The organism is Streptomyces sp. NPDC090798, from assembly GCF_044768965.1.
Lineage (GTDB): Bacteria > Actinomycetota > Actinomycetes > Streptomycetales > Streptomycetaceae > Streptomyces.
Genome location: NZ_JBIVXA010000013.1, coordinates 182,110 through 204,569, shown reverse-complemented (window position 1 = coordinate 204,569; position 22,460 = coordinate 182,110). Strand labels below are relative to the sequence as shown.

Below are 22,460 nucleotides of genomic sequence, written 5' to 3'. Positions count from 1 at the left end.
CCCCACTCGCCGCCCGCACTCCCCCACGCACCCCATTTGCAGTCGGCCGAATCGCGCTCCGATCACCCCTCGGTAAGCTGACGGCATGACAGGACAAGTGCGTACCGTCGACGGCCGCGTGGCCGGACGGCGAGGGCAGGCGACCAGGCAGAAACTGCTCGACTGCCTCAGTGAAATGCTCAGCTCGTCGCCGTACCGGGACGTCAAAGTCATTGATGTCGCCCGGAAGGCGGGCACGTCGCCGGCGACTTTCTACCAGTACTTTCCGGACGTCGAAGGCGCCGTTCTGGAGATCGCCGAGCAAATGGCCGCGGAGGGCGCCGGGTTGACCCAGCTCCTCGAAGGGCGCTCCTGGGTCGGCAAGGCCGGCTGGGCGACCGCGCAGGAACTTGTCGACGGTTTCCTGGAGTTCTGGCGGAAGAACGAGGCGATTCTGCGCGTGGTCGACCTGGGCGCCGCCGAGGGCGACAAACGCTTCTACAAGATCCGCATGAAGATCCTTAACTCGGTGAACAACTCCCTCTCGGACTCGGTCGCCGAGCTCCAGTCCAAGGGCAAGGTCGACAAGGACGTGAACCCCGGGGCGATCGCCGGTTCGCTCGTCGCGATGCTCGCCGCGGTGGCCTCGCACCAGAAGGGCTTCCAGACCTGGGGGGTCAAGCAGGCCGAACTCAAGCCGAACCTGGCGCTGTTGGTGCACCTCGGGGTGACCGGGAAGAAGCCGACCAAGTAGCGCGACCATATCTTCTGGGGCTCCCGCCCGGCCCACATCCTGTCATGCAGGCGGCAGTTCACTTCGTGGACTGCCGCCTGCTGTGCTGTGCGCCGCGCGCACGATACGAAACAGCCTGATCTCACGATCGATCCGCGCCTGGTACGTGGCGTACGGCGGCCAGAACGCCAGCACCGCCTTCCAGACCGCGTCCCGCTCCTCCCCCACCAGCAGCTGAGCCGTCACCGGGATGTCCTCGCCCTGCCGGCTGATGACGGCGTCCGGATGGGCGAGGAGGTTGGCGGTCCAGGCCGGATGATCGGTGCGCCCGAAGTTGGACCCGACGAGAATCCAGCTGACCGCCTCCTTTCGCCCCTCCGTCCCCTCTGGCATACAGGCCAGGGGCGTACGCCGCTCCAGCCCGCTGCGGGCGCCCCGCACGGTCAGCACGATCCCCGGCAGCAGCTGCGCGCTGAGCAGCACCTTGCCGCGTGTCAGCCGGTGCACCGCGCGGTCGAGGGCCGGGACGAGGTGCGGGGCGACCCGGGCGAAGGCCCGCGTCGAGGACACCTTCTGCACACTCCGTACGACCGCCCGCGACCGGATCCCCGGCGCCATCAGACCGCCACCTCCGCTCCGTCGAAGAGCCGCGCCGCGTCGGCGGCGTACGCCCGCAGCCGGTGCACGGGCCCGAAGAGCAGTTCGTCGCCGGCCGCGCGCTTGAAGTAGAGCTGGGCTTCGTGCTCCCAGGTGAAGCCGATGCCGCCGTGCAGCTGGATCGCCTCGGCGGCGGCCGTGCGCAGCGCCTCCAGGCCCTGGGCGAGCGCGAGCCCGCCGACCCGCTCGCCCCCGGCCCCCGCCGCCCAGGCGGCGTAGTACGCGGCGGAGCGCGCCGCCTGCACCCGCACGTACACGTCCGCGAGCCGGTGCTTCACCGCCTGGAAGGACCCGATCGGCCGCCCGAACTGTTCCCGCTGCCGCACATGGGCGACGGTCCGCTCCAGCGCCCGGTCGGCGGCACCGACGGCTTCGACGGCGAGCAGGGCGGCGGCGCTGTCCCCGACGGCAGCGAGCGCGCCGAGCACGTCGCCGTCCTCCTCGCCCAGCAACTCGGCTCGTACCTGGCGCAGTTGCACCCGGCCCTGCGTCCGTGTCTCGTCCAACGACGTCTGCCGCATCCGTACGAGCCCCTGGGCCCCCTTCGTCACCAGGAAGATCCGGGTCCGCGCCCGGGCGAACCCCCCAGTGTGCGCGGCGACGAGCAGAAGCCCCGCGCTGTGCCCGTCGAGGACCTGTTCCACCTCCCCGTAGAGGCGCCAGCCGCCCTCCTCGTCCCGCCGGGCCTGCACTCCCCCGGCCCGGCCGCCGCCCGCCCAGTCCCCGGCGTTGTCGCCGACCAGGCCGAGCGCGGTGGGAAGCCCGGCGCCCGGTACCGCGAGGGCGGCGGTCAGCTCACCGGCCGCGATCCCGGGCAGCAGCCCGGCGCGCTGGGCGTCGGTGCCGAGGGCGAGGATCAGCGGGGCCGCGAGGGCGGCCGTGGCGAGCAGCGGCGAGGGCGCGAGGGCCCGCCCCGACTCCTCGCAGGCGAGGGCGAGGTCGGCGAACGAGCAGCCGACCCCGCCGTACGCCGTGGGCAGGGCGAGCCCCGCCAGTCCGAGCTGCTGTGCGAGCGCCTCCCAGAGCCCGGTGTCGTATCCGGCCCCGGTGCGCACGGCCGACCGCACCTCCTCCGGACCGCAGCGCTTGAGCAGGAGTTCCCGCAGGGTGCGGCGGATCTCGTCCTGTTCGGCGGTGAAACGGGCGTCCATGGGCAGGCCCCTTCTCCCGATCTGACGGTCCGTCACATTAGCGCCGTGCGGTACGGATGCCCAGAGCCACGACGGCCTCCCGCGCGTCGCTGCATCTGATGTACCGTCAGATTCATGACTCCGGGGAAGCGCAAGGTCGCCGTCGTGGGTGTCTCCCTCTCGGACTGCGGTCGCGTGGACGACGCGACGCCCTACGCCCTGCACGCCCAGGCCGCCAGGCGTGCGCTGGCGGACGCGGGGATGGACCGCTCACTGGTCGACGGATTCGCCTCGGCCGGCCTCGGCACACTGCCGCCGGTCGAGGTGGCCGAGTACCTGGGCCTGCGCCCCACCTGGGTCGACTCCACCGCCGTCGGCGGCTCCACCTGGGAGGTCATGGCCGCGCACGCGGCGGACGCGATCGCGGCGGGCCACGCCCGCGCCGTCCTCCTCGTCTACGGCTCGACCGCCCGCGCCGACATCAAGGCGGGCCGCCGCACCGGCAACCTCTCCTTCGGCGCCCGGGGCCCTCTCCAGTTCGAGGTCCCCTACGGCCACACGCTCATCGCCAAGTACGCGATGGCCGCGCGCCGCCACATGCACGCGTACGGCACGACACTCGAACAGCTCGCGTCGGTGGCCGTGCAGGCGCGGGCGAACGCGGCGCTGAACCCGGACGCGATGTTCCGCACCCCGATCACCACCGACGACGTCCTGTCCGGCCCGATGATCGCCGACCCCTTCACCAAGCTGCACTGCTGCCTGCGCTCCGACGGCGGCGCGGCGGTGCTGCTGGCGGCCGAGGAGTACGTACGGGACTGCCGTACGGCCCCGGTGTGGATCCTCGGCACCGGCGAGCACGTCTCGCACACGACGATGTCCGAGTGGCCGGACTTCACCGTCTCCCCGGCTGCGGTGAGCGGACGCCTCGCCTTCGAGCGGGCGGGGGTGCGGCCCGACGAGATCGACGTGGCCGAGCTCTACGACGCCTTCACCTACATGACCCTCGTGACCCTGGAGGACCTGGGCTTCTGTGCGAAGGGCGAGGGCGGTCAGTTCGTGGAGAAGGGGCGCCTGACGGTGGGCGGAGAGCTGCCGGTGAACACGGACGGAGGCGGACTCTCGGCCCAGCATCCGGGGATGCGGGGCCTGTTCCTCCTGGTGGAGGCCGTACGGCAACTGCGCGGAGAGGCCGGGGAACGCCAGGTCAGGAAGTCGGGCGGACGCCTTCCCGAACTGGCGGTGGCCTCCGGGACGGGCGGGTGGTTCTGCTCGTCGGGGACGGTGGTGCTGGGGCGGGGGTGAGCCGACCGCCTCAACGGACGGTACGGAGGAAGGCGGTCCAGGTGGTGGGGGTGATGGTGAGGGTGGGGCCGGTGAGGTTCTTCGAGTCGCGGATGTGGATGGTGGTGGGGGCGGTGGCTATTTCGAGGCAGGCCTCGCCTTCAGCGTTGCTGTAGCTCGACTTGAACCAGGCAAGTTCGGTCGTGTTCACAGTTCTCCCACCTTCTGCTGGATGAGCTCCGCGGACTCCCAGGGGTTGAGGGCTTGGGCCCGCAGGATGCCAAAGAGTTCGAACAGGTCAATTGTCTCTTCCGGCTTGTGGATCAACTTACTGCCGCCATATGCCTCTACGTACACCAGATTTCGCCCCTCATCCGTGCTCATCAGCTGCATCGGCCCGTTCAGCCCGGAGTGGAAGTGCCGCTTGGTCGGCATCACCTGAACCGTGAGGTGCTGCGTCAGACGACGGCTGCACTCCAGGATGTGCAGCAACTGCTCCTTCAGCACCTCCTCGCCCCCGAGACTCCGCTCCAGTACGGACTCCTCGATCACGTAACCGACGTACGGCGGCGGAGTGCGCGTCAGCACCTCCTGCCGCTCCAGCCGAGCCGTGACACGCCCCTCGATCTCCTCCTCGGTGTACGCCGGTCGGCGCGCCTCATGCAGCGCCTGCGCGTACGCCGGGGTCTGCAGCAACCCTGGGATCAGCATGTTCTCGTACGCGCTGATCACCCGCGCCTGCCGTTCGAGCCGCACCCAGTTGACGAACAGGGGCGCGTACTTCTCCTCCTCCATCATCTCGATGCACGCGACGAGCGCACCTCTCGCATCCAGCCCGTTGTCCGCGTCCTTGAGGAACTGGATGGGCGGAATGCGTTCCGCCCTCTCGTACGCCCCGAGGCACCCTTCGGAGACCAGTAACAACTCCCCGGCCTCCTTCTGCGTCAGCCCCAATCTGCCCCGTTGGATACGCAGTAGCTCCCCCACCAACCTGCGCCCCATGGACACCCCACCATTCGCCCCCACAACGACCACCATCCTCCCCACAACCAGCAATGTGGACCGTGTCCTCCTGGTCACGCTACGCAACCACCGTCACGCTCATAGTCATGACGAACAAACTCACCCCGAATTGGGTCCCAAGGTCCGGGCTTCAACTACGCCTCGCCGGGGTCCACTTCGATGCGATCCGGGTGTGCGGCGTACGCGGGGAAGCCGTGCTGCACCACCTCGTCGCGCTCACCGACGGTCACCCCGGACCGGTCGTCAGGGAATCCAACGGCTGCCGCTGGACGTACTTCCTGCTGGCGCCCGGCGAGGGCACGGAGCACGACTGGCCGCCCGGCGCCCGCCGGTTCACACGCTCGGCGCACGACGAGTACGTGGGCGTACCCGCGCCGGAGGGGAACACGTACCCGCTGAGCTGGGGGCACGGCGCACCGGAGGTGGGTGAGTTCGTGGACGCGGAGCTGCTGCACGGGGTGCTCATGGCGCAGCTTTGCCGGGCCTGCGAGTGATACTCGGGGCATGGGAACGGATCTTCACGAGCTGCTCAGGTCACTGCGGGTGTGGGACGTAGAGCTGCCCTCCTTCGACCCGGCATCCGCACCCGCCGAACCACTCCCCCTGTTCACGGAGTGGTTCGCGGACGCGGTCGCGGCGGGGCAGAGCGAACCGCACACGATGTCGCTGGCGACGGCGGACGAGGACGGGCTGCCCGACGTCCGGATCGTGATGCTGCACGGCGCGGACGCGGACGGCTGGGCCTTCGCGAGCCATGTCAGCAGCCGCAAGGGCCGCCAGCTGGCCGCGCGCCCGTACGCGGCTCTGGGGTTCTACTGGGCCGCCCAGGGCCGTCAGATCCGGCTGCGGGGGCCGGTCGAGGTCGCCCCGGCCGAGGAGGGGCAGGCGGATCTGCACGCCCGTTCGACGGGGGCGCTGGCCGCCGCGCTCGTGGGCGGACAGAGTGAAGTGCTGGGTTCCGTAGCGGAGCTGGGGCGGGTCTCGGACGAGGCCTGGGACCGCGCTCAGCGCGAGCCCGACGCCCCGGCCCCGACGTGGACCCTCTACCGCCTCCGGCCGCAAGAGGTGGAGTTCTTCCAGGGTGACGCGAGGCGTCGGCACGTACGGCTCGTCTACCGCCGTACGGAAGCCTCATCGGAGGGCGGAGGCTGGCGCAAGGAGCTGCTCTGGCCCTGAGGCTCGGGACCGGTCAGGTGGGCCTGGGCGCACTTGCGGAAGGCCGTCACGAGGCGGCCGCGGTCGTCGGCGCGGGTCGCGAGCACGACGTGGCTCGGTTCGACGCCGTGCAGGGGGACCGTGGTGAGGTCGGGGCGGATTCTGTCGACGCGCGGGTCGGCCGGGACGATGGCCACGGCCTGCCCGGAGGCGATGAATTCGAACTTGTCCTCCAGGGCCTCGATGAGCGGACCGTCGGGCGCCCGGCTGCCGTCGGGGCGCGGGTCGATGCGCCAGAACGCGTTCCAGGCCGCGTCGGACACCCGGGGCAGGGGTTCGTCGGCGATGTCGTCGAGGGTCACGGATTCCTTGCCGGCCAGGCGGTGGTCGAAGGGGATGAGGAGCACGCGGGGCTCGTCGTGGAGGATCGTGACGTGGAGCTGGTCGGTCCGCATCGGGAGGCGGGTCACCGCCACGTCCACCCGGTGCTCGGTCAGAGCCGCGTGGGCGTCGTTCCAGACGAGGTGCTGGGCGGCCACCTCGGCGTCCGGGTGCAGCCGGCGCATCTCGCGCACCGCCGGGGTGACGATGAGGCCGGAGGTGTAGCCGATGGTGACACGGCTGGGCTGGGCGGCGGCCCGGGTGCGCGCCGCGGCCTGAGTGGCCGACCGCAGCAGCGCCTTGGCCTGGGACAGGAAGACCTCGCCTGCCTCGGTGAGCCGGCTGCCCTGCGGGGTACGGTCCAGCAGCCGGGCGCCGAGCTGCTGTTCGAGGCGGCGGATCTGCCGGCTCAGGGACGGCTGGGCGATGCGCAGGGCGGTGGCGGCCCGGCCGAAGTGCCGGTGCTCGGCGACGACCGTGAAATACCGCACGAGGCGCAGATCGAGGTCGACCGGAGGCGAAGGCTGCTGCTGCGGCGACGAGTCGGACGTCATGCCTTCATGGTATTCCTCGCACCCATCGAACGGCAGGACGCTTCGGGCATTGAGCTGCGGTGATGCCTGAAACGCATGTGCCTGTGCGAAACAGGACTTGGACGCGGAACCCCACGTGACCGCACGGTGGATCCGGAACCACCAGGCAGACAACCACCAGGCAGACAACCACCAGGCAGCGAACCGCCGGGCCGGACCCATCACCTTTTTTTGGAGTGCACCATGCGTGTGTTCGTCACCGGAGCCACCGGGTTCGTCGGCAGCGCCGTCGTACGCGAACTGCTGGACGCGGGACACCGGGTTCTCGGCCTCGCCCGCTCGGACCGGGCCGCCGCGTCGCTGACGGCCGCGGGGACGGAGGTGCACCGCGGAGCCCTCGACGACCTCGACAGCCTGCGGGCGGGCGCGGACGCGGCGGACGGAGTGATCCACACGGCGTTCCAGCACGGCTCCTGCGACTTCGAGGCCGCCGCCCGGACGGAACTCCGTGCCGTCCAGGCGCTCGGCGAGACGCTCGTGGGGTCCGGTCGGCCCTTTGTCGTGACCTCCGGGACCGCCGGTCTCACGCTCGTGCCGGGCCGTGTCGCGACCGAGGACGACGAGCAGGATCTCTCGTCGCCCGCGGCGGCCCGGATCCGCGTGGAGGCGGAGGCGCTGTCGTTCGCCGAGCGCGGTGTGCGGGCCTCGGTGGTGCGGCTGCCGCCGTCGGTGCACGGCGAGGGGGACCACGGTTTCGTCCCGCAGATCATCGCCGTCGCCCGCGCGAAGGGCGTCTCCGCCTACCCCGGCGACGGCTCCAACCGCTGGGCCGCCGGGCACCGGCTCGACGCCGCGCACCTGTACCGGCTGGCCTTGGAGGAGGCGCCCGGCGGCGCGCGGCTGCACGCGATCGGCGACGAGGGCGTACCGGTCCGCGACATCGCCGACGCCGTCGGCCGGTACCTGAAGCTGCCGGTGGCCGCCATCCCCCGCGAGGAGGCGGCCGACCACTTCGGCTGGCTCGGACACTTCTTCGTGATGGACGTCCCGGCGTCCAGCGCCCTCACGCAGAAGCAGTTGGGATGGCGCCCCGAGCGGCCCGGACTCGTCGAGGACCTCGAAGAGGGTCACTACTTCACGAAGTCGTAGCCGACTGCCTCCCGTGGACGGTTACTTCACGAAGTCGTAGACGGCGAAGTCGGCGACGGGGCGGTAACCGATGCGCTGGTAGAGGCCGTTGCTGGTCGGATTGGCGAGGTCGGTGAAGAGGAGCACCTCGTCCGCTCCGGCGGCCAGCGCGGCCCTGCTGACCTCGGCGGTGGCGGCCCCCGCGTAGCCGCGTCCGCGCAGGGGTGCCGGGGTGTAGACGGGGGCCACCCGGATCTGCCCGGCGATCAGAGGGGTCGCTCCGGCCATGGCCACCGGCGTACCGTCCGGGGTCTCCCAGAGGGTGACACCGCCGTACGCGAGTCGGCTCTCGGCCCAGCGGTCCGGGTCCTGCCTCTCGTTCCGCCCGAAGATCCCGGCGAACTCGGAGTACCAGCGCGCGACGAGCGCGTGGTCGCCCTCGCCGGCCACCCGGGCGCGGCCCGGCGGGACGGGCGTCGGCGGCGTGAGCGTACCGAGCCGGTACAGCCGTTCGCTTCTCCTGAGTTGGGCCCGCGCGCCGGCGTGGCGCTCCCAGGCGGCGGCGAACTCGGCGGCCGTGTCCACCGGACCGCCGACGCCCGGGAACGAGTACCCCTCGTCCGCGAACCGCGCGGCCAGCGCGTCGACGTCTTCCGCCGCGAGGTCGGTGAGGTTGAGCTGGTACGGCGGAGTGTGGAACAGCACGGCCGACACCCCACCGGCCCCGGCCCCGTCCGCGTCCGCATCCCCGTCGGCGTCGGTGAACCGGCCGAAGAACGGCGCCTCCTCCCCGTACACGTCCGGCCCTCGTCTGCGCAGCGCGTCGGTCACGGACAGCGCCACGGTGTGCGCCGCGGGCCGCGAGCGCAGGAAGTCCCCCGCGCTCGTGAGGAATTCGTCCAGATCGTGGGTGAACACCCAGCCGTACGCGTCACGAGTCATGCCGGGCATGATCCCGCCCATCCCCTGCCCGCCGCCTCCGGTTTTCCGGCGTGACCTTGTAGGCCGTTCGCCCCCGTGGTGGTGCACGGGTCGACACCGTCGATGACCATCCAGGTGTGCCCCTAGGCGATGAAATGCATCGATATGTCCGGGGCACTCGAACGAAGGACTGGACATGCGGTATCGAATCGTCGCCCTCGCCGTGGTGAGCTTGCTGGCCATGGCGGTCCCGGCGGGCGCGACTCCCCCACGGATCGCACCCGACAGCGCGGGGCCGAAACCCCCCGGGCCGACGCCTCCCCCCGGAACGACCCCTCCGCCCGGGGCGCCGAACGGCGAGGCCTGGGCATGGACCCAACTGACCAGCAACGGCACCCAGATCCGGTACGTGTCCACGGACACCAGCCAGACGTGTCCCTCCGTGCGCTACACCACGGGAACGGGCCGGGCCCCCCACCCCCTGCACCTGCTGAGCAGCACTCCCACGTCGGCGCAGTTCCCGACCACCGTCTGTGAGCTGAGGGTGCCCCTCACGGCCTCCAAGGCGGTGCTTGAAAGGACGTCGATCCAGGCGGCCAGGGTGCATCCCGCGAACCGCGAGCTCCCCTTGCCGGGGTGGACCTCGACCACACGTCCCGGCAAGATCGCCGTCATCGGCGACACGGGCTGCGAGGTCCCGGTGAGCGGTCCCGTGCAGAACTGCCTGAACCATCAGACCGGCTGGCCCTTCCAGCGGATCGCGGACAGCGCGGCCACCGTGACGAAGCCGGATCTCGTGATCCACACCGGGGACTACCTCTATCGGGAGAACCCCGACAGGGAGAACGACAAGGCGGCGAATCCGGGCTGCACGACGTTCGCCGACAGAGCCAGTTGGGACTGTGTCGTCGCCGACTTCTTCAGGCCCGCCGAAGCGCTGCTGGCCGCGGCGCCGATCGCGCTGACCCGGGGCAACCACGAAGACTGCAACACGGCGCATCAGGGCGGCGCGGGCGGCGCGTGGTTCCGCTACCTCGCCGACGATCTCCGCTCCAACGGATCGTGCAGCGTTTACCCGGCGCCCTCGCTGATCCCTGCCGGCACCCTGACCCTCGCGTCCGTGGACTCCTCGTTCGCCGACCCGAGCGACAACGGAAGCACTGCCCAGCGGAACATCTACGCAAGGCAGTTCCAAGCCGTGAACCAGGCCGCGCTCCAGACCCCCGCCAACGACTTCTTCGTGGTCACGCACAAGCCGCTGTGGATGGTGAAAGCGTCCGGCAACCCTCCCAACTCGGCGGAATGGCTGACTCGCGTCCTCGACGCGGCCGTCGCCGACACCTCCCTGCACCGGCTGGCGGACAACGTGCGACTGGTGCTGTCGGGGCACATCCATCTCTACCAGATGCTCGATTTCAACTCCCCGCGCCCGCCCCAGCTGACCGTGGGCTCCTCGGGCGGAACACTCGACAACGGCCCGGACGACTCCAAGGTCGTCGGACAGCTGATCGGCACGCAGCCCCCGCAGGCCGTCACACAGTCGATCACTCAGGAACAGAACCCGCCGCAAAACCTGGCAGGGGTCTTCGGATACGCGGTCCTCAACGACAACGGCGGGACTTGGAACCTCACCTTCCATGACACGGCCGGTGCCGTACGGGGCAAGACCTGCGCGCTGAGTGCGAGCAAGACCAACAAGTCGTTCGCCTGCCATTGAGACAGACCGACAGGTCAAAGAGCAGACCGACAGGTCAAGGAGCCGGGACCGGGCCCTACCGGGGCCCGGAGCCCGTCGCCGGCAGCGTCGGCTCCGGGTCCGTCGCGATCCGCGCGTGCAGGTGGACGTCACGGAACGCGTCGTGGCGCCCCGACTCGAACATCGCCTCCCGCAGCGTCCCCTCGTACGGGAACCCGCACCGTTCGGCGATCCGGCAGGACGCCTCGTGGCCGAGGGCGTGGCCGAGTTCGATGCGGTGCAGACGGACGGCGCCGAAGGCGTAGCGGGCGGCCAGGGCGAGGGCGCGGGTGGCGACCTGGTGGCCGCGGGCCTCCGGAAGGACCCAGTAGCCGACGATGCCGACGCGTATGACGTGGTTGATGTCGTTGACGCCTATGTGACCCAGGGTCCTACCGGTGGCCGCGTCCGTGACGCAGAAGGCGACAGCGCTGCCCTCGGCGACGCTCTGGGCGCGCGAGCGGAGCGAGTCACGGGCGCTGTCCAGGTCCCGGACGATCTTGACCGGGGTGTTCCAGCGCTGGAACTCCGGGTCGGACAGCCCGCGCAGCCAAGTCGCGACATCGGCCTCGGATTCCGGGTCCCAGGGGCGCAGCCGCAGGCCGTGACCGTCGAGCACGGGGAAGGGGTGGGCAAGTGACTTCTCGTGAACGTCGGACATCCGGCCATTATTCACGGGGCCCGAAGGGGTTCAGGAACTGGTTTTCGACACGGAGGAGGGGGGTGGGACGGCGGAGGAAGGGGATGGAGCGGCGGAGGAAGGCGGCGGGGCAGTGCCGGACCGAGGCCGGAACACGGGCACCCCCGCCCTGAACGCGACCTCCAGCCCCATCCCGATCCGCAGCGCGTCGCCCGCGCACTCCACCACCTCGGTCATCATCCGCGGCCCCTCCGCGAGGTCGACGACCGCGGCGACATACGGCACCCGCTCGCCGAACGGCGGGAGGTCGTTGCGGTGCACGACGGACCAGGTGTAGAGCGTGGCGTGGCCGCTCGCGGGCCGCCAGCGCACGTCCTCGCTCCAGCAGTGCGGGCAGAACTCCCGGGGGTAGTGGTGGGCCCGGTCGCAGTCCGCGCAGTGGCGGATCAGCAGCCGGCCCTCCGCCGCCGCGTCCCAGTACGGCCGGGTGAAGGCATCGACTTCGGGCAGATCGAACCGCACCCCGCCCGACGGACGCACTGCGCCCGACGCACGCTCCCCGCTCACGAGCGCACCCCGGCCTCGGCCGACCCGCGCCTCACGAGAACAGCCCGAGCGCACCGTCCAGCGACCACGTCTGCCATCCCATCCCGAAGAAGGCGACGACCGAGATCAGCGCCATCATCGCGTTCTGCCCCTGCTCGGCCCAGTCGTGGATCATGAGGGTGAAGTACAGGACGTTGAGGAGCAGTCCGCCGACCAGCGCGACCGGCGTCAGGAACCCGGCCACCAGCCCCAGCCCGAGGGCCAACTCCGCGTACACGACGACGTACGCCATCGTCCGCGGCCGGGGCGCGACCACGATGTCGAAGCCGGAGCGCACCGCGTTCCACCGGTGCTTGCCCGCGACGTCCGCCGCCCACGCGATCCCGGTCCCCCGCTCGAACCAGCCCTTCTTGTCCTTGTGCCGCCAACTCTCCAGCCACCACAGCCCGAGCCCGATCCGCAGCACGGCCAGCCACTCCGCCCCGCCGAGCCAGATCGTGTCCATGGCAGTCCACGCCCCCTTCGATATCTGACGGTACGTCAGTTCAGCGCACGGAGGGCGCCCGCGCAAGAGGCGTACGCCACCCTCCCCTCCACTCGTCCCCCCTCTTCGAACACAACCGAGTGACCTACGCCACCGGCCCCACCCACTCCTCCTACAGCCGTGATCAGTTCGCAACCGATTCCGGGCTTGACCGAGACCTATCAAGTGACGACGTGATTACGCTCGCGCTCATGGCCGACTCGACTGCTTCCTCCACATCCCGCCCGGTGCCGTCGCACGAAGACCGCCCCGTGTACGTGATAGGCGGCGGACCCGGGGGGCTCGCGACGGCGTACGCGCTGCGCGCCCAAGGCGTACGGGCCGTCGTACTGGAGAAGTCCGACCAGGTCGGAGCGTCCTGGCGGCGCCACTACGACCGGCTGCACCTGCACACGACCCGGCGGCTGTCCGGCCTGCCCGGCCTCGCGATGCCGCGCTCCTTCGGGCGGTGGGTCTCCCGCGACAACGTGGTGCGCTACCTGGAGAAGTACGCCGAGCACCACCAGCTGGAGATCGTCACGGGCGTCGAGGTCTCGCGCGTCGAGCCCGCCCCGGGCGGCGACGGCTGGCTGCTGCACGCCACCGGCGGCCGCGAGCTGACCGGCAGCGCCGTGGTCGTCGCCACCGGCCACAACCACACCCCGCGCCTGCCCGACTGGCCCGGCCGCGACACGTACACCGGCGAACTCCTGCACGCCGGCGACTACCGCAACCCCGCCCCCTACGCCGGCCGTGACGTCCTCGTCGTCGGCGTCGGCAACACGGGCGCCGAGATCGCCGTGGACCTGGTCGAGGGCGGCGCCTCCCGGGTACGGCTCGCCGTGCGTACCGCGCCGCACATCGTGCGCCGCTCCACGGCCGGCTGGGCCGCCCAGTTCACCGGGATCCTCGTACGACGGCTGCCGGTGCGCCTCGTCGACGCACTCGCCGGGCCGATGGCCAAGGTCAGCGTGCCGGACCTGTCGGCGCAGGGGCTGCCCCGCCCCGAGACCGGCCTCTACTCCCGCGTCAACGAAGGCTCCATCCCCGTCCAGGACGTCGGCCTCATCAACGCCGTCCGCAAGGGACGGATCGAGGTCGTGGCCGCGGTGGAGGGTTTCGAGGAGGACAAGGTCGTCCTCGCCGACGGGAAGCGGATCGGCCCGGACGTCGTGATCGCCGCGACGGGGTACGTACGCGCCCTGGAGGGCATCGTCGGCCACCTCGACGTCCTCGACGGGCGAGGCCGCCCCGTCGTGCACGGCGCCCGCGCCCCGAAGAAGGCACCCGGCCTCTACTTCACCGGCTTCACCAACCCCATCAGCGGCATGTTCCGCGAACTCGCCCTCGACGCGGAGAAGATCGCGAAGACGGTCGCGAGGACCGCGGAGAGGGCGGAAAAGGCGACGGCCAGGGCGGAGGAGAAAGCGAAGAAGGCGACGGCCAAGGCGGAGGGGAAAGCGAAGAAGGCGGCGGAGAAGGCGGCGACGAAAACCGGGGCGAAAACGGGAGTGCGCGACACGGGAGACACCCGCGCCGCGCACTGAGTCACCGCATTACCGAGCGCTGTTCACCACTGCCGAGCCCTCGTCAGTTGACCGCGAGCGCCGCCGTGTTGTTCGTGGTGTCCGGGTCGAAGGCGAAGTCGCCGAACTCGGGGTGGATGCTGACCTCACCGGTCGTGCCGGGCACCGCCGCGTCGATCCGCAGCTGGAAGGCGTACGTGCGCTCGGCGCTCTCGGACACCCAGTACGGGAGAGCGCAGTCGTAACGCGGGGCGCCCGTCCGCTTCTCGTAGTACCCGCCCGTGAGGGTGTGCGGGACGCAGTCCGCGGGGACGCCGGTGACCGTCGTACCGGTCGGGACGATCAGCCTGACCTTGGCGGCCGGGTCACCGGAGCCGAGGTTCGCGAACCAGGCCGGGCCGTTGTTCTTGAAGGTGAGCGGGGCGGTCACCGTCTGGCCCGCCGTACCGGTGACCGCGGCGCCGGTCACCGAGAAGTCGGCGGTTTTGTCCGTGCCGATCTGCAGGGCCGCGTAGTTGTCCCGGCTCGCCAGGTCGGTCGCGCCGTCGGCCGGGTCGACACTGATGTCCAGCCGGTCGTTCAGCGCGTGCCGCGCGATCGCCAGCTCCAGCGGCGCGGGCAGCTCGAAGGAGTCGCCGGGGGCCAGCACCCGGTCGAACGTGCAGGTCGCGTCCGTAAGCGTGAGAAGAAAGGTGAGGAGAAGGACAGAAGCGGCGGGTCGGCCGGCGTGAGCCGACAGGGTCATGTCATAGACGATCAAAGGGAGTTGATGGTTGCGCGGCGCCCCCAGGGGTTGCGGCGCCGCGTGCGGCGGGTACGAACCAGGTCCCCGCCGCCCAGCCTTTTGCTTGCACGACGGTTCCTGACGCGGCGTCAGTTAAGTAATCTGACAGTGCGTCAGTTAATTGGCTGTCACACAGGAGCGGGCGGACCGATGCTTGGATCAACCCACGGCACCCTCACCACCGACTCCCGCCGGGCCCGCGTCATCGCCTGCGGCGAGCAGCCCTCACCCGTCGTGCACGGCCGCCCGGCCGAGGTCGACGACCTGGACGTCAGCGGCCGGCCGCTGTACGCCGACGCACCCGATCTGGACCGCTTCTTCCGTCCCGAGTCCGTGGCCGTCGTCGGCGCCTCGGACGCCGAGGGCCGGCCGAACACCGGCATCACCCGGCAGCTGATCGCCTGGGCCGAGCGGGTCGGCGCCCGGCTGCACCCCGTGCACCCCACCCGTCAGTCCGTCTTCGGCATCCCCTGCTCCCCTTCCCTCGCCGGCCTGCCCGAGCAGGTCGATCTGGCCGTGCTCCTCGTCGGCGACCCGCTCCCCGTGATCGGGGAGCTGGCCGAGGCCAAGGTGAAGTTCGCCGTCGCCTTCGCCTCCGGGTTCGCCGAGACCGGGGCCGAGGGCGCCGCCGCACAGACCCGGCTCGCCGCCGCCGTCCGCCGCTCCGGCCTCCGGCTCCTCGGGCCCAACACCAACCTCAACGCCTTCGAGAAGTTCCGCGACGATCTCGACGGTCCCGCGATCGCCCTCATCACCCAGTCCGGACACCAGGGCCGGCCGGTGTTCGCGATGCAGGAGCTGGGCGTACGGCTCTCCCACTGGGCGCCAACCGGCAACGAGGCCGATCTCGAGACCGCCGACTTCATCTCCTACTTCTCCGAGCAGCCGGAGATCGGCGCGATCGCCTGCTACGTCGAGGGGCTGAAGGACGGCCGCTCCTTTCTGCTCGCCGCCGACCGCGCCGCCCGCCGCCAAGTGCCCGTCGTCGCCGTCAAGGTCGGCCGCACCGAGACCGGCGCCCGCACCGCCGCCTCACACACCGGCAAGCTGACCGGCGCCGACACGGTGGTGGACGCGGCGATGCGGCAGTACGGCGTGATCCGCGTCGACGGGCTCGACGAACTCCAGGACACCGCAGCCCTGTTGGCCCGCGCCCGCGCCCCGCGGGCCGAGGGTGTCGTCGTCTATTCGATCTCGGGCGGCACGGGGGCGCACTTCGCCGACCTGGCGACGGCGGCGGGGCTGCCCCTGCCGGGTCTCTCCGCCGCCAAGCAGGCCGAGCTGCACCAGTGGATACCCGAGTACCTGAGCGTGACCAATCCCGTCGACAACGGCGGGCACCCGGTCGGCGACTGGCGCGGGCGGAAGATCATCGACGCGATCCTCGCCGACCCGGAGGTCGGGGTGCTGATCTGTCCGATCACCGGGCCCTTTCCTCCCATGAGCGACAAGCTCGCGCAGGACCTGGTGGACGCGGCGGAACAGACGGACAAGCTGGTCTGCGTGGTGTGGGGCTCTCCGGTCGGCACCGAGGCCGCGTACCGCCGGACGCTGCTCGGCTCGTCGAAGGTCGCCACCTTCCGGACCTTCGCCAACTGCATCACGGCCGTGCGCGCCTACCTGGACCACCACCGGTTCGTCGCCGCCTACCGCTCCCCCTTCGACGAGGCTCCCCGCACCCCCTCGCCGTCCTTCCGCAAGACGCAGGCGCTGATGCGGCCGGGACAGCAGCTGAGCGAGCACGCGGCGAAGCAACTGCTGCGCGCCTATGGGATCCGGGTGCCGCGCGAGCAGTTGGTGACCAGCGCGGCGGCGGCAGTGCGCGCGGCGAGTCTCGTCGGCTACCCCGTGGTGATGAAGGCGTCCGGCGCCCAGATCGCCCACAAGACCGAACTGGGTCTGGTGAAGATCGGACTGACCTCCGCCAGCCAGGTCAGGGACGCCTACCGCGAACTCACCGACATCGCGCGCTACGAGGGGATCTCGCTCGACGGGGTGCTGGTGTGCCAGATGGTCGAGCGGGGCGTGGAAATGGTCGTGGGCGTCACGCACGACCAGCTCTTCGGGCCGACCGTGACCGTCGGGCTGGGCGGTGTGCTCGTCGAGGTGCTGCGGGACGCGGCCGTCCGCGTCCCGCCGTTCGGCGAGGACCAGGCGCGGGGCATGCTCGGCGAGCTGCGCGGACGGGCCCTTCTGGAGGGCGTGCGCGGGGGGCCGCCGGTGGATGTGGACGCGCTGGTCGAGGTCGTCATGCGCGTACAGCGGATGGCGCTGGAACTCGGGGACGACATCGCCGAGCTCGACATCAACCCGCTGATGGTGCTGCCCAGGGGGCAGGGAGCGGTGGCGCTGGACGCGCTGGTCGTCTGCCGCTGAGCCCCAGCGCCCCAGCCCCCGTGCCCGCCCCAGCCCCCATGCCATCTCCCGCCCCCGCCGCACCATCCCGCGTAAAAACCGGAGCATCCCCATGACGCCCTCCCCCGAAGACTCCGTCAATTCCGCCGAACCGGTCGAACCGGTCGAACCCGCTGAACCGGTCGGACCCGCCGATCCCGTTGACTCATTGGTACTGCACGCCACTGACAATCACATCTCGTGGATCACCCTCAACCGGCCCGAAACCCTCAACGCCATCACCCCTGACCAGCGCGAACGCCTGATTCAGCACCTCTCCCACGCCTCCTCCGACCCGGACGTGCGGGCCGTCGTGATCACGGCGACCGGACGCGGTTTCTGCGCGGGCGCGGACCTGCGCGGTGGGCCGCCGGCCGGGGAGCGGGTGGCCGGGGAGCGGGTGGCCGGGGAGCGGGTGGCCGGGGAGCGGGTGGCCGGGGAGCGGGTGGCCGGGGAGCGGGTGGCCGGGGACGTGGCCCGCACGATCCGGCTCGGCGCCCAGCGCCTGATCGCCGCGGTCCTCGACTGCGAGAAACCCGTGATCGCGGCGGTCAACGGCACCGCGGCCGGCCTCGGCGCCCACCTCGCCCTCGCCTGCGACCTCGTACTCGCCGCCGAGTCCGCCAAGTTCATCGAGGTGTTCGTGCGCCGCGGCCTGGTCCCCGACGGCGGCGGCGCGTATCTGCTGCCCCGTCTCATCGGCCCCCAGCGCGCCAAGGAACTGATGTTCTTCGGCGACGCGCTGACGGCGGCGGACGCGGCGCGGCTCGGGCTCGTCAACAGGGTCGTACCACCGGACGACCTGGAGAAGACCGCCCGCGACTGGGCCGAGCGCCTGGCCACCGGTCCGACCCGCGCCCTCGCCCTCACCAAACAGCTGGTCAACGCCTCCCTCGACACCGACCGCACCACCGCCTTCGCCGCCGAAGCCACCGCCCAGGAGATCAACATGACCACGACGGACGCGACCGAGGGCGTAACAAGCTTCGTAGAACGCCGAACCCCGCACTACCGGGGGCGCTGAGTCAGCCCCTTCCCTTCCTATCTGACACATCGTCAGCTTCAATGGGTGGTGTGATGGGACACGCAGGGATGGCGGCCGCCGCCGTCCGTTATCTCAGGTCGGCCGGGGCTTCCACCGTCGCGGGACACGTCGAGGCGCTGCCGCGGCCGGAGTTGCGCGCGGTGGGGGACGACGAGCGGGCGCCGGTCGATCAGGCCACGTTTCGGCGGGTGTTGGGGAACTTCGCGACGGGTGTCACCGTCATCACCGCGCCGGGCGTCGAGGGCGTGGCGGGCGGCGGGGGCCCCGCCGGGTTCGCCTGTCAGTCGTTCGCGTCGCTCTCGCTCGACCCTCCCCTGGTCTGCTTCATGGTGGGGCGTACGTCGGCGAGCTGGCCGCGGATCGCCCGCGCCGGCGTGTTCTGCGTGAACGTGCTGGAGGCGCACCAGGGTGAGCTGTGCCGTGGGTTCGCGGTGAGCGGGGCGGACAAGTTCGCCGGGGTCGTGTACGACGCGGCGCCCGTGTCCGGTTCGCCGCGTCTCGCGGGCGCCGCGGCGTGGGTCGACTGCACGATCCACGCGGTGCACACCGGTGGGGACCATCTGATCGTGGTGGGACGGGTGGACGCGCTCGGCGCGAGCGACGGTGACGACGTCGCGCCGCTGCTGTTCCACAAGGGGCGGTTCCTTTAGCTCAGTGGGCCGCCGCGGGAAGCGCGGGTGTGCCCGTCGCGGGGCGCCGTCGGATCACCAGCGCCATCAGGGCCGCCGCCGCGCACAGCGCGCCCGAGGCGTACCAGACCATGTCGTACGAGCCGAACGCGTCCCGTGCCACACCGCCGAGGAAGGCGACGAGGGCGGCGCCGACCTGGTGGGAGGCGAGGACCCAGCCGAAGACGATGGCGCTGTCCTCGCCGTACTGCTCGCGGCACAGGGCGAGGGTCGGCGGGACCGTGGCGACCCAGTCGAGGCCGTAGAAGACGATGAAGAAGAGCATCGGGGGGTGGACGGTGGGGGCCAGGAGCATGGGGAGGAAGAGGAGGGAGATGCCGCGCAGGGCGTAGTAGACGGCGAGCAGGCGGCGGGGCTCGAAGCGGTCGGTGAACCAGCCGGAGGCGACCGTTCCGACCACGTCGAAGACCCCGATGACCGCGAGCAGCGAGGCTGCCGCCGTGATGGGCATCCCGTGGTCGTGAGCCGCGGGCACGAAGTGGGTCTGGATCAGGCCGTTCGTGGAGGCGCCGCAGATCGCGAAGGTGCCGGCCAGCAGCCAGAACGGGCCGGTGCGGACCGCGGAGAGCAGGACCGTCACCGCGCGCCGGGCGGCGCCCTGCACGGGCGCGGGTTTCGGCACGAACTCCGCCGACCCGTACGGCTTCACGCCCACGTCGGCCGGGTGGTCGCGCAGCAGCAGCCATACGAAGGGGACGACCGCGAGCGCCGCGAGGGCCACCGTCACCGCGGCCGGGCGCCAGTCGTGCTCCGTGACGATCCAGGAGAGGAGCGGCAGGAAGATCAGCTGGCCGGACGCCGAGGCCGCCGTCAGGATGCCCGTGACCAGGCCCTTGCGCGCCGTGAACCAGCGGTTGGTGACCGTCGCCGCGAAGGCCAGTGCCATGGAGCCGGACCCCAGGCCGACCAACAGGCCCCAGCAGAGCAGCAGCTGCCAGGCCGCCGTCATCCACACGGTCAGACCGGAACCGAGCGCGATCACCATCAGGGCGACCGCCACCACCCGCCGGATGCCGAAGCGGTCCATCAGCGCCGCCGCGAACGGCGCCGTCAGGCCGTACAGCGCGAGGTTGATGGACACCGCCGCGCCGATCGTGCCGCGCGACCAGTGGAACTCCTGGTGCAGCGGGTCGATCAGCAGACCCGGCAGTGAACGGAAGGCCGCCGCGCCGATGATCGTCACGAAGGTGACGGCGGCGACGAACCAGGCGCGGTGGATGCGGACGCGAGGGGTGGAGGGGCGGGTCGGCTCGGTGGGGCGGGGGTCCTCCGCGGCTGCGGCGCCCCCCGGGGAGGCGGCTTCGGTTGTCTGGGTCACGACATAGAGCTTCGGGCCTGCCGTTCTCACGAACGAGTGGCCCGAAGGACAGCATTCGCTAGGATCGGGCCATGGCCTCTCACGGTGCACATCCTCGCCACCGCGTCGTCGTCCTCGCGCTCGACGGGCTGCTGCCCTTCGAGCTCGGCATCCCGCAGCGCATCTTCGGCAAGGCATGCGACGCGGACGAGCGCCCGCTGTACGAGATCGTCACCTGCTCGGTACGGCCACCCGGCCCCGTCGAGACGGACGCCGACTTCGCCGTCCTCGTCGCGCACGGTCCCGAAGTCCTCGCCACCGCCGACACCGTCGTCATTCCCGCCTCCTACGAACTCGGCCCCGTCCACGCCGAAGGCGTCCTCACCCCCGAACTGGCCGCCGCCCTCGCCCACATCCGCCCCGGCACCCGCCTCGTCTCCATCTGCACCGGCGGCTACGTCCTCGCCGCCGCGGGCTACCTCGACGGCCGCCCGGCCACCACCCACTGGATGCACGCCGAGCACTTCCAGCGGCTCTTCCCGAAGATCAAGGTCGACGCCGAAGTGCTCTTCGTCGACGACGGCGACGTCCTCACCTCCGCCGGCGTCGCCGCGGGAATCGACCTGTGCCTCCATCTCGTACGCCGTGACCACGGCACCGCCGTCGCCAACGACGTGGCCCGCCGCACCGTCGTACCCCCGCACCGCGACGGCGGGCAGGCGCAGTACATCCAGCGGCCGGTGCCCGAGCCGCAGGCGGCCACCACGACCGCCGCCCGCGCCTGGGCGCTGGCCCGCCTCGACGAGCCGATCCAGCTGCGCGACATGGCCGAACAGGAAGCCATGTCCGTACGCACCTTCACGCGCCGCTTCCGCGAGGAGGTCGGCGTCAGCCCCGGGCACTGGCTGACCCAGCAGCGCATCGAACGGGCCCGGCACCTGCTGGAGACCAGCGGCCTGTCCATCGACCAGGTCGCGCGGGACGCCGGCTTCGGCACGGCCCAGTCGATGCGGCAGCACCTACAGGCGGTGCTCGGGGTCACCCCCACCGCGTATCGGCGCACCTTCCGGAGCTCCGGGACCACCGGAGCCACCGGATTCGATGGCCTCGGTGGAGGGCTGGGAGACGGGCTGGGTGAGGGTGACGTCGCCCGTCTTGGGGCCGTGCGTCAACCGTCGCGTTGAGCGCGGTCCGGTGACGGGGGCGGGGCCAGGGGGCTTCGTCCGGGCGTGCTCGCCCAGCGCGCCCGCCAACGTGAGCGGCAGACTGTGCGGCCGCAGACGAATGAACCGAACCCCGAACCCCCTAGAACGTCAGCACCGCCCGCGCCACCCTCCCCCCTTCCGCGTCCTGCGCCGCCTTGTCGAAGTCCTCCACCGGGTAGGTCTGTGTGACCAGTTCGTCCAGGAGGAGGCGGCCTTCTCGGTACAGGTCGGCGTACAGGGCGATGTCACGCTGGGGGCGGGAGGAGCCGTAGCGGCAGCCCAGGATGGACTTGTCGAGGTACATGGACGAGACGAGGAAGGACGCCTCGGCCGTGGCCGGGGGTACGCCGAGGAGGACGGCCTGGCCGTGGCGGTCCAGCAGGTCGATGGCCTGGCGGATGAGTTCGACGCGGCCGACGCACTCGAAGGCGTGGTCCGCACCCGTGGGGAGGATGTCCTTCACGGCCTCCGTCGACGTCAGGAAGTGTGTCGCGCCGAAGCGCCGGGCCACGGCCTCCTTCGCCGGGTTGGCGTCGACCGCGACGATCTTCAGGGCGCCGGCGATCCGCGCACCCTGGAGGACGTTGAGTCCAACGCCGCCGGTGCCGATGACGAGGACGGTGTCCCCCCGGTCCACCTTCGCGCGGTTCAGGACCGCGCCCACTCCCGTCAGGACCCCGCAGCCGATCAAAGCGGCGGACGGGAGGGGGATGTCCTTGGGGATGCGGACGACCTGGACGGCCTTCACCACCGTCCGTGCCGCGAACGCGGAGTTGGACGCGAACTGGTACAGCGGCCGCCCGCCCCGCGTGAACGGCTGCCGCGGCATCCCGATCGCCTTGCGGCACATCGTCGGCCGCCCCCGGTCGCACTCCGCGCACGCCCCGCAGTTGGCGAGCGTGGAGAGCGCGACATGGTCGCCGGGGCGGACATGGCCGACGCCCACGCCCACCGCCTCGACGACACCCGCGCCCTCATGGCCCAGGACCACGGGGACGGGGAAGGGGATCGTCCCGTCCACGACCGACAGATCGCTGTGGCAGAGCCCGGCCGCGGAGATCGCGACCTGCACCTCGCCGGGCCCCGGATCCCGTATCTCCAGGTCGTCCACGACCTGGGTCCGCTTGCCGTCGAAGATCACGCCTCGCATCG

The 22,460-nt window shown here is 71.3% G+C and carries 23 protein-coding genes; 11 read left to right on the top strand and 12 right to left on the bottom strand.

The features are described from left to right. Positions 1-97 precede the first annotated feature (97 nt). Complete coding sequence (locus ACIQTP_RS27910; RefSeq protein WP_101404450.1) at positions 98-733, top strand: TetR family transcriptional regulator; 636 nt, start codon at positions 98-100, stop codon at positions 731-733. 42 nt (positions 734-775) lie between these two features. Here ACIQTP_RS27910 and ACIQTP_RS27905 read toward each other — a convergent pair whose 3' ends face one another. Together ACIQTP_RS27905 and ACIQTP_RS27900 are read right to left on the bottom strand one after the other, a co-directional pair. Beyond that, a complete protein-coding gene (locus tag ACIQTP_RS27905) occupies positions 776-1,330 on the bottom strand; it encodes a nitroreductase family deazaflavin-dependent oxidoreductase (protein WP_403404554.1) in 555 nt (184 codons plus the stop codon). Next, entirely contained in the window at positions 1,330-2,520 is a 1,191-nt protein-coding gene (locus ACIQTP_RS27900; protein ID WP_403404551.1) for an acyl-CoA dehydrogenase family protein, read from the bottom strand. The genes ACIQTP_RS27905 and ACIQTP_RS27900 overlap by 1 nt, the downstream gene beginning before the upstream one ends. Positions 2,521-2,634: 114 nt before the next feature. Here ACIQTP_RS27900 and ACIQTP_RS27895 point away from each other — a divergent pair, with 114 nt between their 5' ends. Continuing rightward, positions 2,635-3,804 carry a thiolase C-terminal domain-containing protein gene (locus tag ACIQTP_RS27895; protein ID WP_403404548.1) on the top strand — a complete coding sequence of 390 codons (1,170 nt, stop codon included), beginning with the start codon at positions 2,635-2,637 and terminating at the stop codon, positions 3,802-3,804. A gap of 10 nt (positions 3,805-3,814) precedes the next feature. On the opposite strand, the gene ACIQTP_RS27890 is transcribed toward ACIQTP_RS27895, so the two are convergent. After that, positions 3,815-3,994 carry a DUF397 domain-containing protein gene (locus ACIQTP_RS27890; RefSeq protein ID WP_403404546.1) on the bottom strand — a complete coding sequence of 60 codons (180 nt, stop codon included), beginning with the start codon at positions 3,992-3,994 and terminating at the stop codon, positions 3,815-3,817. Further along, positions 3,991-4,785, bottom strand: coding sequence for a helix-turn-helix domain-containing protein (locus ACIQTP_RS27885; protein ID WP_403404543.1), 795 nt, complete (start codon positions 4,783-4,785; stop codon positions 3,991-3,993). The genes ACIQTP_RS27890 and ACIQTP_RS27885 overlap by 4 nt, the downstream gene beginning before the upstream one ends. 107 nt (positions 4,786-4,892) lie before the next feature. Between ACIQTP_RS27885 and ACIQTP_RS27880 the strand changes: the two genes are divergently transcribed. Beyond that, the gene (locus ACIQTP_RS27880) at positions 4,893-5,300 is read left to right on the top strand and encodes a hypothetical protein (RefSeq protein ID WP_403404540.1); all 408 of its coding nucleotides are present in this window, start codon (positions 4,893-4,895) and stop codon (positions 5,298-5,300) included. A gap of 10 nt (positions 5,301-5,310) precedes the next feature. Next, positions 5,311-5,982 (top strand): pyridoxal 5'-phosphate synthase, encoded by a 672-nt coding sequence (locus ACIQTP_RS27875; RefSeq protein ID WP_403404537.1) that lies wholly within the window; start codon positions 5,311-5,313, stop codon positions 5,980-5,982. On the opposite strand, the gene ACIQTP_RS27870 is transcribed toward ACIQTP_RS27875, so the two are convergent. After that, positions 5,919-6,896 (bottom strand): LysR family transcriptional regulator, encoded by a 978-nt coding sequence (locus ACIQTP_RS27870; RefSeq protein ID WP_403404534.1) that lies wholly within the window; start codon positions 6,894-6,896, stop codon positions 5,919-5,921. The genes ACIQTP_RS27875 and ACIQTP_RS27870 overlap by 64 nt on opposite strands. A 222-nt stretch (positions 6,897-7,118) precedes the next feature. Here ACIQTP_RS27870 and ACIQTP_RS27865 point away from each other — a divergent pair, with 222 nt between their 5' ends. Next, positions 7,119-8,024 (top strand): SDR family oxidoreductase, encoded by a 906-nt coding sequence (locus ACIQTP_RS27865; protein WP_403404531.1) that lies wholly within the window; start codon positions 7,119-7,121, stop codon positions 8,022-8,024. 21 nt (positions 8,025-8,045) lie between these two features. Here ACIQTP_RS27865 and ACIQTP_RS27860 read toward each other — a convergent pair whose 3' ends face one another. Beyond that, complete coding sequence (locus ACIQTP_RS27860; protein WP_403404528.1) at positions 8,046-8,945, bottom strand: GNAT family N-acetyltransferase; 900 nt, start codon at positions 8,943-8,945, stop codon at positions 8,046-8,048. A gap of 175 nt (positions 8,946-9,120) precedes the next feature. Between ACIQTP_RS27860 and ACIQTP_RS27855 the strand changes: the two genes are divergently transcribed. Further along, the gene (locus ACIQTP_RS27855; RefSeq protein ID WP_403404525.1) at positions 9,121-10,641 is read left to right on the top strand and encodes a metallophosphoesterase family protein; all 1,521 of its coding nucleotides are present in this window, start codon (positions 9,121-9,123) and stop codon (positions 10,639-10,641) included. Between the two features lie 55 nt (positions 10,642-10,696). Here the strand turns inward: ACIQTP_RS27855 and ACIQTP_RS27850 are convergent, their stop codons facing one another. The 3 genes from ACIQTP_RS27850 to ACIQTP_RS27840 are packed head-to-tail and all read right to left on the bottom strand — an operon-like array spanning position 10,697 to position 12,350. Then, positions 10,697-11,320, bottom strand: coding sequence for a GNAT family N-acetyltransferase (locus tag ACIQTP_RS27850; RefSeq protein WP_403404522.1), 624 nt, complete (start codon positions 11,318-11,320; stop codon positions 10,697-10,699). A 30-nt stretch (positions 11,321-11,350) separates the two neighbouring features. Beyond that, positions 11,351-11,866, bottom strand: coding sequence for a Zn-ribbon domain-containing OB-fold protein (locus ACIQTP_RS27845; RefSeq protein WP_403404519.1), 516 nt, complete (start codon positions 11,864-11,866; stop codon positions 11,351-11,353). A gap of 31 nt (positions 11,867-11,897) precedes the next feature. Further along, positions 11,898-12,350 (bottom strand): DoxX family protein, encoded by a 453-nt coding sequence (locus ACIQTP_RS27840; RefSeq protein WP_403404517.1) that lies wholly within the window; start codon positions 12,348-12,350, stop codon positions 11,898-11,900. A 230-nt stretch (positions 12,351-12,580) separates the two neighbouring features. On the opposite strand from ACIQTP_RS27840, the gene ACIQTP_RS27835 reads away from it, so the two are divergent. Continuing rightward, the gene (locus tag ACIQTP_RS27835; RefSeq protein WP_403404514.1) at positions 12,581-13,915 is read left to right on the top strand and encodes a flavin-containing monooxygenase; all 1,335 of its coding nucleotides are present in this window, start codon (positions 12,581-12,583) and stop codon (positions 13,913-13,915) included. 43 nt (positions 13,916-13,958) lie between these two features. On the opposite strand, the gene ACIQTP_RS27830 is transcribed toward ACIQTP_RS27835, so the two are convergent. Then, on the bottom strand, positions 13,959-14,639 hold the full coding sequence (locus tag ACIQTP_RS27830; RefSeq protein ID WP_403404511.1) for a hypothetical protein: 681 nt from the start codon (positions 14,637-14,639) through the stop codon (positions 13,959-13,961). A 189-nt stretch (positions 14,640-14,828) separates the two neighbouring features. Here ACIQTP_RS27830 and ACIQTP_RS27825 point away from each other — a divergent pair, with 189 nt between their 5' ends. From ACIQTP_RS27825 to ACIQTP_RS27815, 3 genes are all read left to right on the top strand, one after another. After that, complete coding sequence (locus ACIQTP_RS27825; protein WP_403404508.1) at positions 14,829-17,054, top strand: acetate--CoA ligase family protein; 2,226 nt, start codon at positions 14,829-14,831, stop codon at positions 17,052-17,054. A 91-nt stretch (positions 17,055-17,145) separates the two neighbouring features. Beyond that, positions 17,146-18,096 (top strand): enoyl-CoA hydratase/isomerase family protein, encoded by a 951-nt coding sequence (locus ACIQTP_RS27820; protein ID WP_403404505.1) that lies wholly within the window; start codon positions 17,146-17,148, stop codon positions 18,094-18,096. Positions 18,097-18,149: 53 nt separating this feature from the next. Next, on the top strand, positions 18,150-18,767 hold the full coding sequence (locus ACIQTP_RS27815; RefSeq protein ID WP_403404503.1) for a flavin reductase family protein: 618 nt from the start codon (positions 18,150-18,152) through the stop codon (positions 18,765-18,767). A 1-nt stretch (position 18,768) separates the two neighbouring features. Here the strand turns inward: ACIQTP_RS27815 and ACIQTP_RS27810 are convergent, their stop codons facing one another. Continuing rightward, positions 18,769-20,124, bottom strand: a complete 1,356-nt coding sequence (locus ACIQTP_RS27810) for an MFS transporter (protein WP_403404500.1) — start codon at positions 20,122-20,124, stop codon at positions 18,769-18,771. A gap of 71 nt (positions 20,125-20,195) precedes the next feature. Here ACIQTP_RS27810 and ACIQTP_RS27805 point away from each other — a divergent pair, with 71 nt between their 5' ends. Then, complete coding sequence (locus ACIQTP_RS27805; RefSeq protein WP_403404497.1) at positions 20,196-21,287, top strand: GlxA family transcriptional regulator; 1,092 nt, start codon at positions 20,196-20,198, stop codon at positions 21,285-21,287. 121 nt (positions 21,288-21,408) lie between these two features. Here the strand turns inward: ACIQTP_RS27805 and ACIQTP_RS27800 are convergent, their stop codons facing one another. Next, positions 21,409-22,458: a Zn-dependent alcohol dehydrogenase gene (locus ACIQTP_RS27800; RefSeq protein WP_403404494.1), complete on the bottom strand. Its 1,050-nt coding sequence runs from the start codon at positions 22,456-22,458 to the stop codon at positions 21,409-21,411. Between the last annotated feature and the right edge of the window lie 2 nt (positions 22,459-22,460).

Coding starts and splice junctions, on each gene's coding strand:
- ACIQTP_RS27870 (WP_403404534.1), bottom strand. CDS start 6,896: ATGACGTCCGACTCGTCGCCGCAGCAGCAGCCTTCGCCTCCGGTCGAC.
- ACIQTP_RS27805 (WP_403404497.1), top strand. CDS start 20,196: ATGGCCTCTCACGGTGCACATCCTCGCCACCGCGTCGTCGTCCTCGCG.
- ACIQTP_RS27865 (WP_403404531.1), top strand. CDS start 7,119: ATGCGTGTGTTCGTCACCGGAGCCACCGGGTTCGTCGGCAGCGCCGTC.
- ACIQTP_RS27875 (WP_403404537.1), top strand. CDS start 5,311: ATGGGAACGGATCTTCACGAGCTGCTCAGGTCACTGCGGGTGTGGGAC.
- ACIQTP_RS27840 (WP_403404517.1), bottom strand. CDS start 12,350: ATGGACACGATCTGGCTCGGCGGGGCGGAGTGGCTGGCCGTGCTGCGG.
- ACIQTP_RS27815 (WP_403404503.1), top strand. CDS start 18,150: ATGGGACACGCAGGGATGGCGGCCGCCGCCGTCCGTTATCTCAGGTCG.
- ACIQTP_RS27880 (WP_403404540.1), top strand. CDS start 4,893: ATGACGAACAAACTCACCCCGAATTGGGTCCCAAGGTCCGGGCTTCAA.
- ACIQTP_RS27895 (WP_403404548.1), top strand. CDS start 2,635: ATGACTCCGGGGAAGCGCAAGGTCGCCGTCGTGGGTGTCTCCCTCTCG.
- ACIQTP_RS27800 (WP_403404494.1), bottom strand. CDS start 22,458: ATGCGAGGCGTGATCTTCGACGGCAAGCGGACCCAGGTCGTGGACGAC.
- ACIQTP_RS27850 (WP_403404522.1), bottom strand. CDS start 11,320: ATGTCCGACGTTCACGAGAAGTCACTTGCCCACCCCTTCCCCGTGCTC.
- ACIQTP_RS27860 (WP_403404528.1), bottom strand. CDS start 8,945: ATGACTCGTGACGCGTACGGCTGGGTGTTCACCCACGATCTGGACGAA.
- ACIQTP_RS27905 (WP_403404554.1), bottom strand. CDS start 1,330: ATGGCGCCGGGGATCCGGTCGCGGGCGGTCGTACGGAGTGTGCAGAAG.
- ACIQTP_RS27900 (WP_403404551.1), bottom strand. CDS start 2,520: ATGGACGCCCGTTTCACCGCCGAACAGGACGAGATCCGCCGCACCCTG.
- ACIQTP_RS27855 (WP_403404525.1), top strand. CDS start 9,121: ATGCGGTATCGAATCGTCGCCCTCGCCGTGGTGAGCTTGCTGGCCATG.
- ACIQTP_RS27835 (WP_403404514.1), top strand. CDS start 12,581: ATGGCCGACTCGACTGCTTCCTCCACATCCCGCCCGGTGCCGTCGCAC.
- ACIQTP_RS27825 (WP_403404508.1), top strand. CDS start 14,829: ATGCTTGGATCAACCCACGGCACCCTCACCACCGACTCCCGCCGGGCC.
- ACIQTP_RS27830 (WP_403404511.1), bottom strand. CDS start 14,639: ATGACCCTGTCGGCTCACGCCGGCCGACCCGCCGCTTCTGTCCTTCTC.
- ACIQTP_RS27820 (WP_403404505.1), top strand. CDS start 17,146: ATGACGCCCTCCCCCGAAGACTCCGTCAATTCCGCCGAACCGGTCGAA.
- ACIQTP_RS27885 (WP_403404543.1), bottom strand. CDS start 4,785: ATGGGGCGCAGGTTGGTGGGGGAGCTACTGCGTATCCAACGGGGCAGA.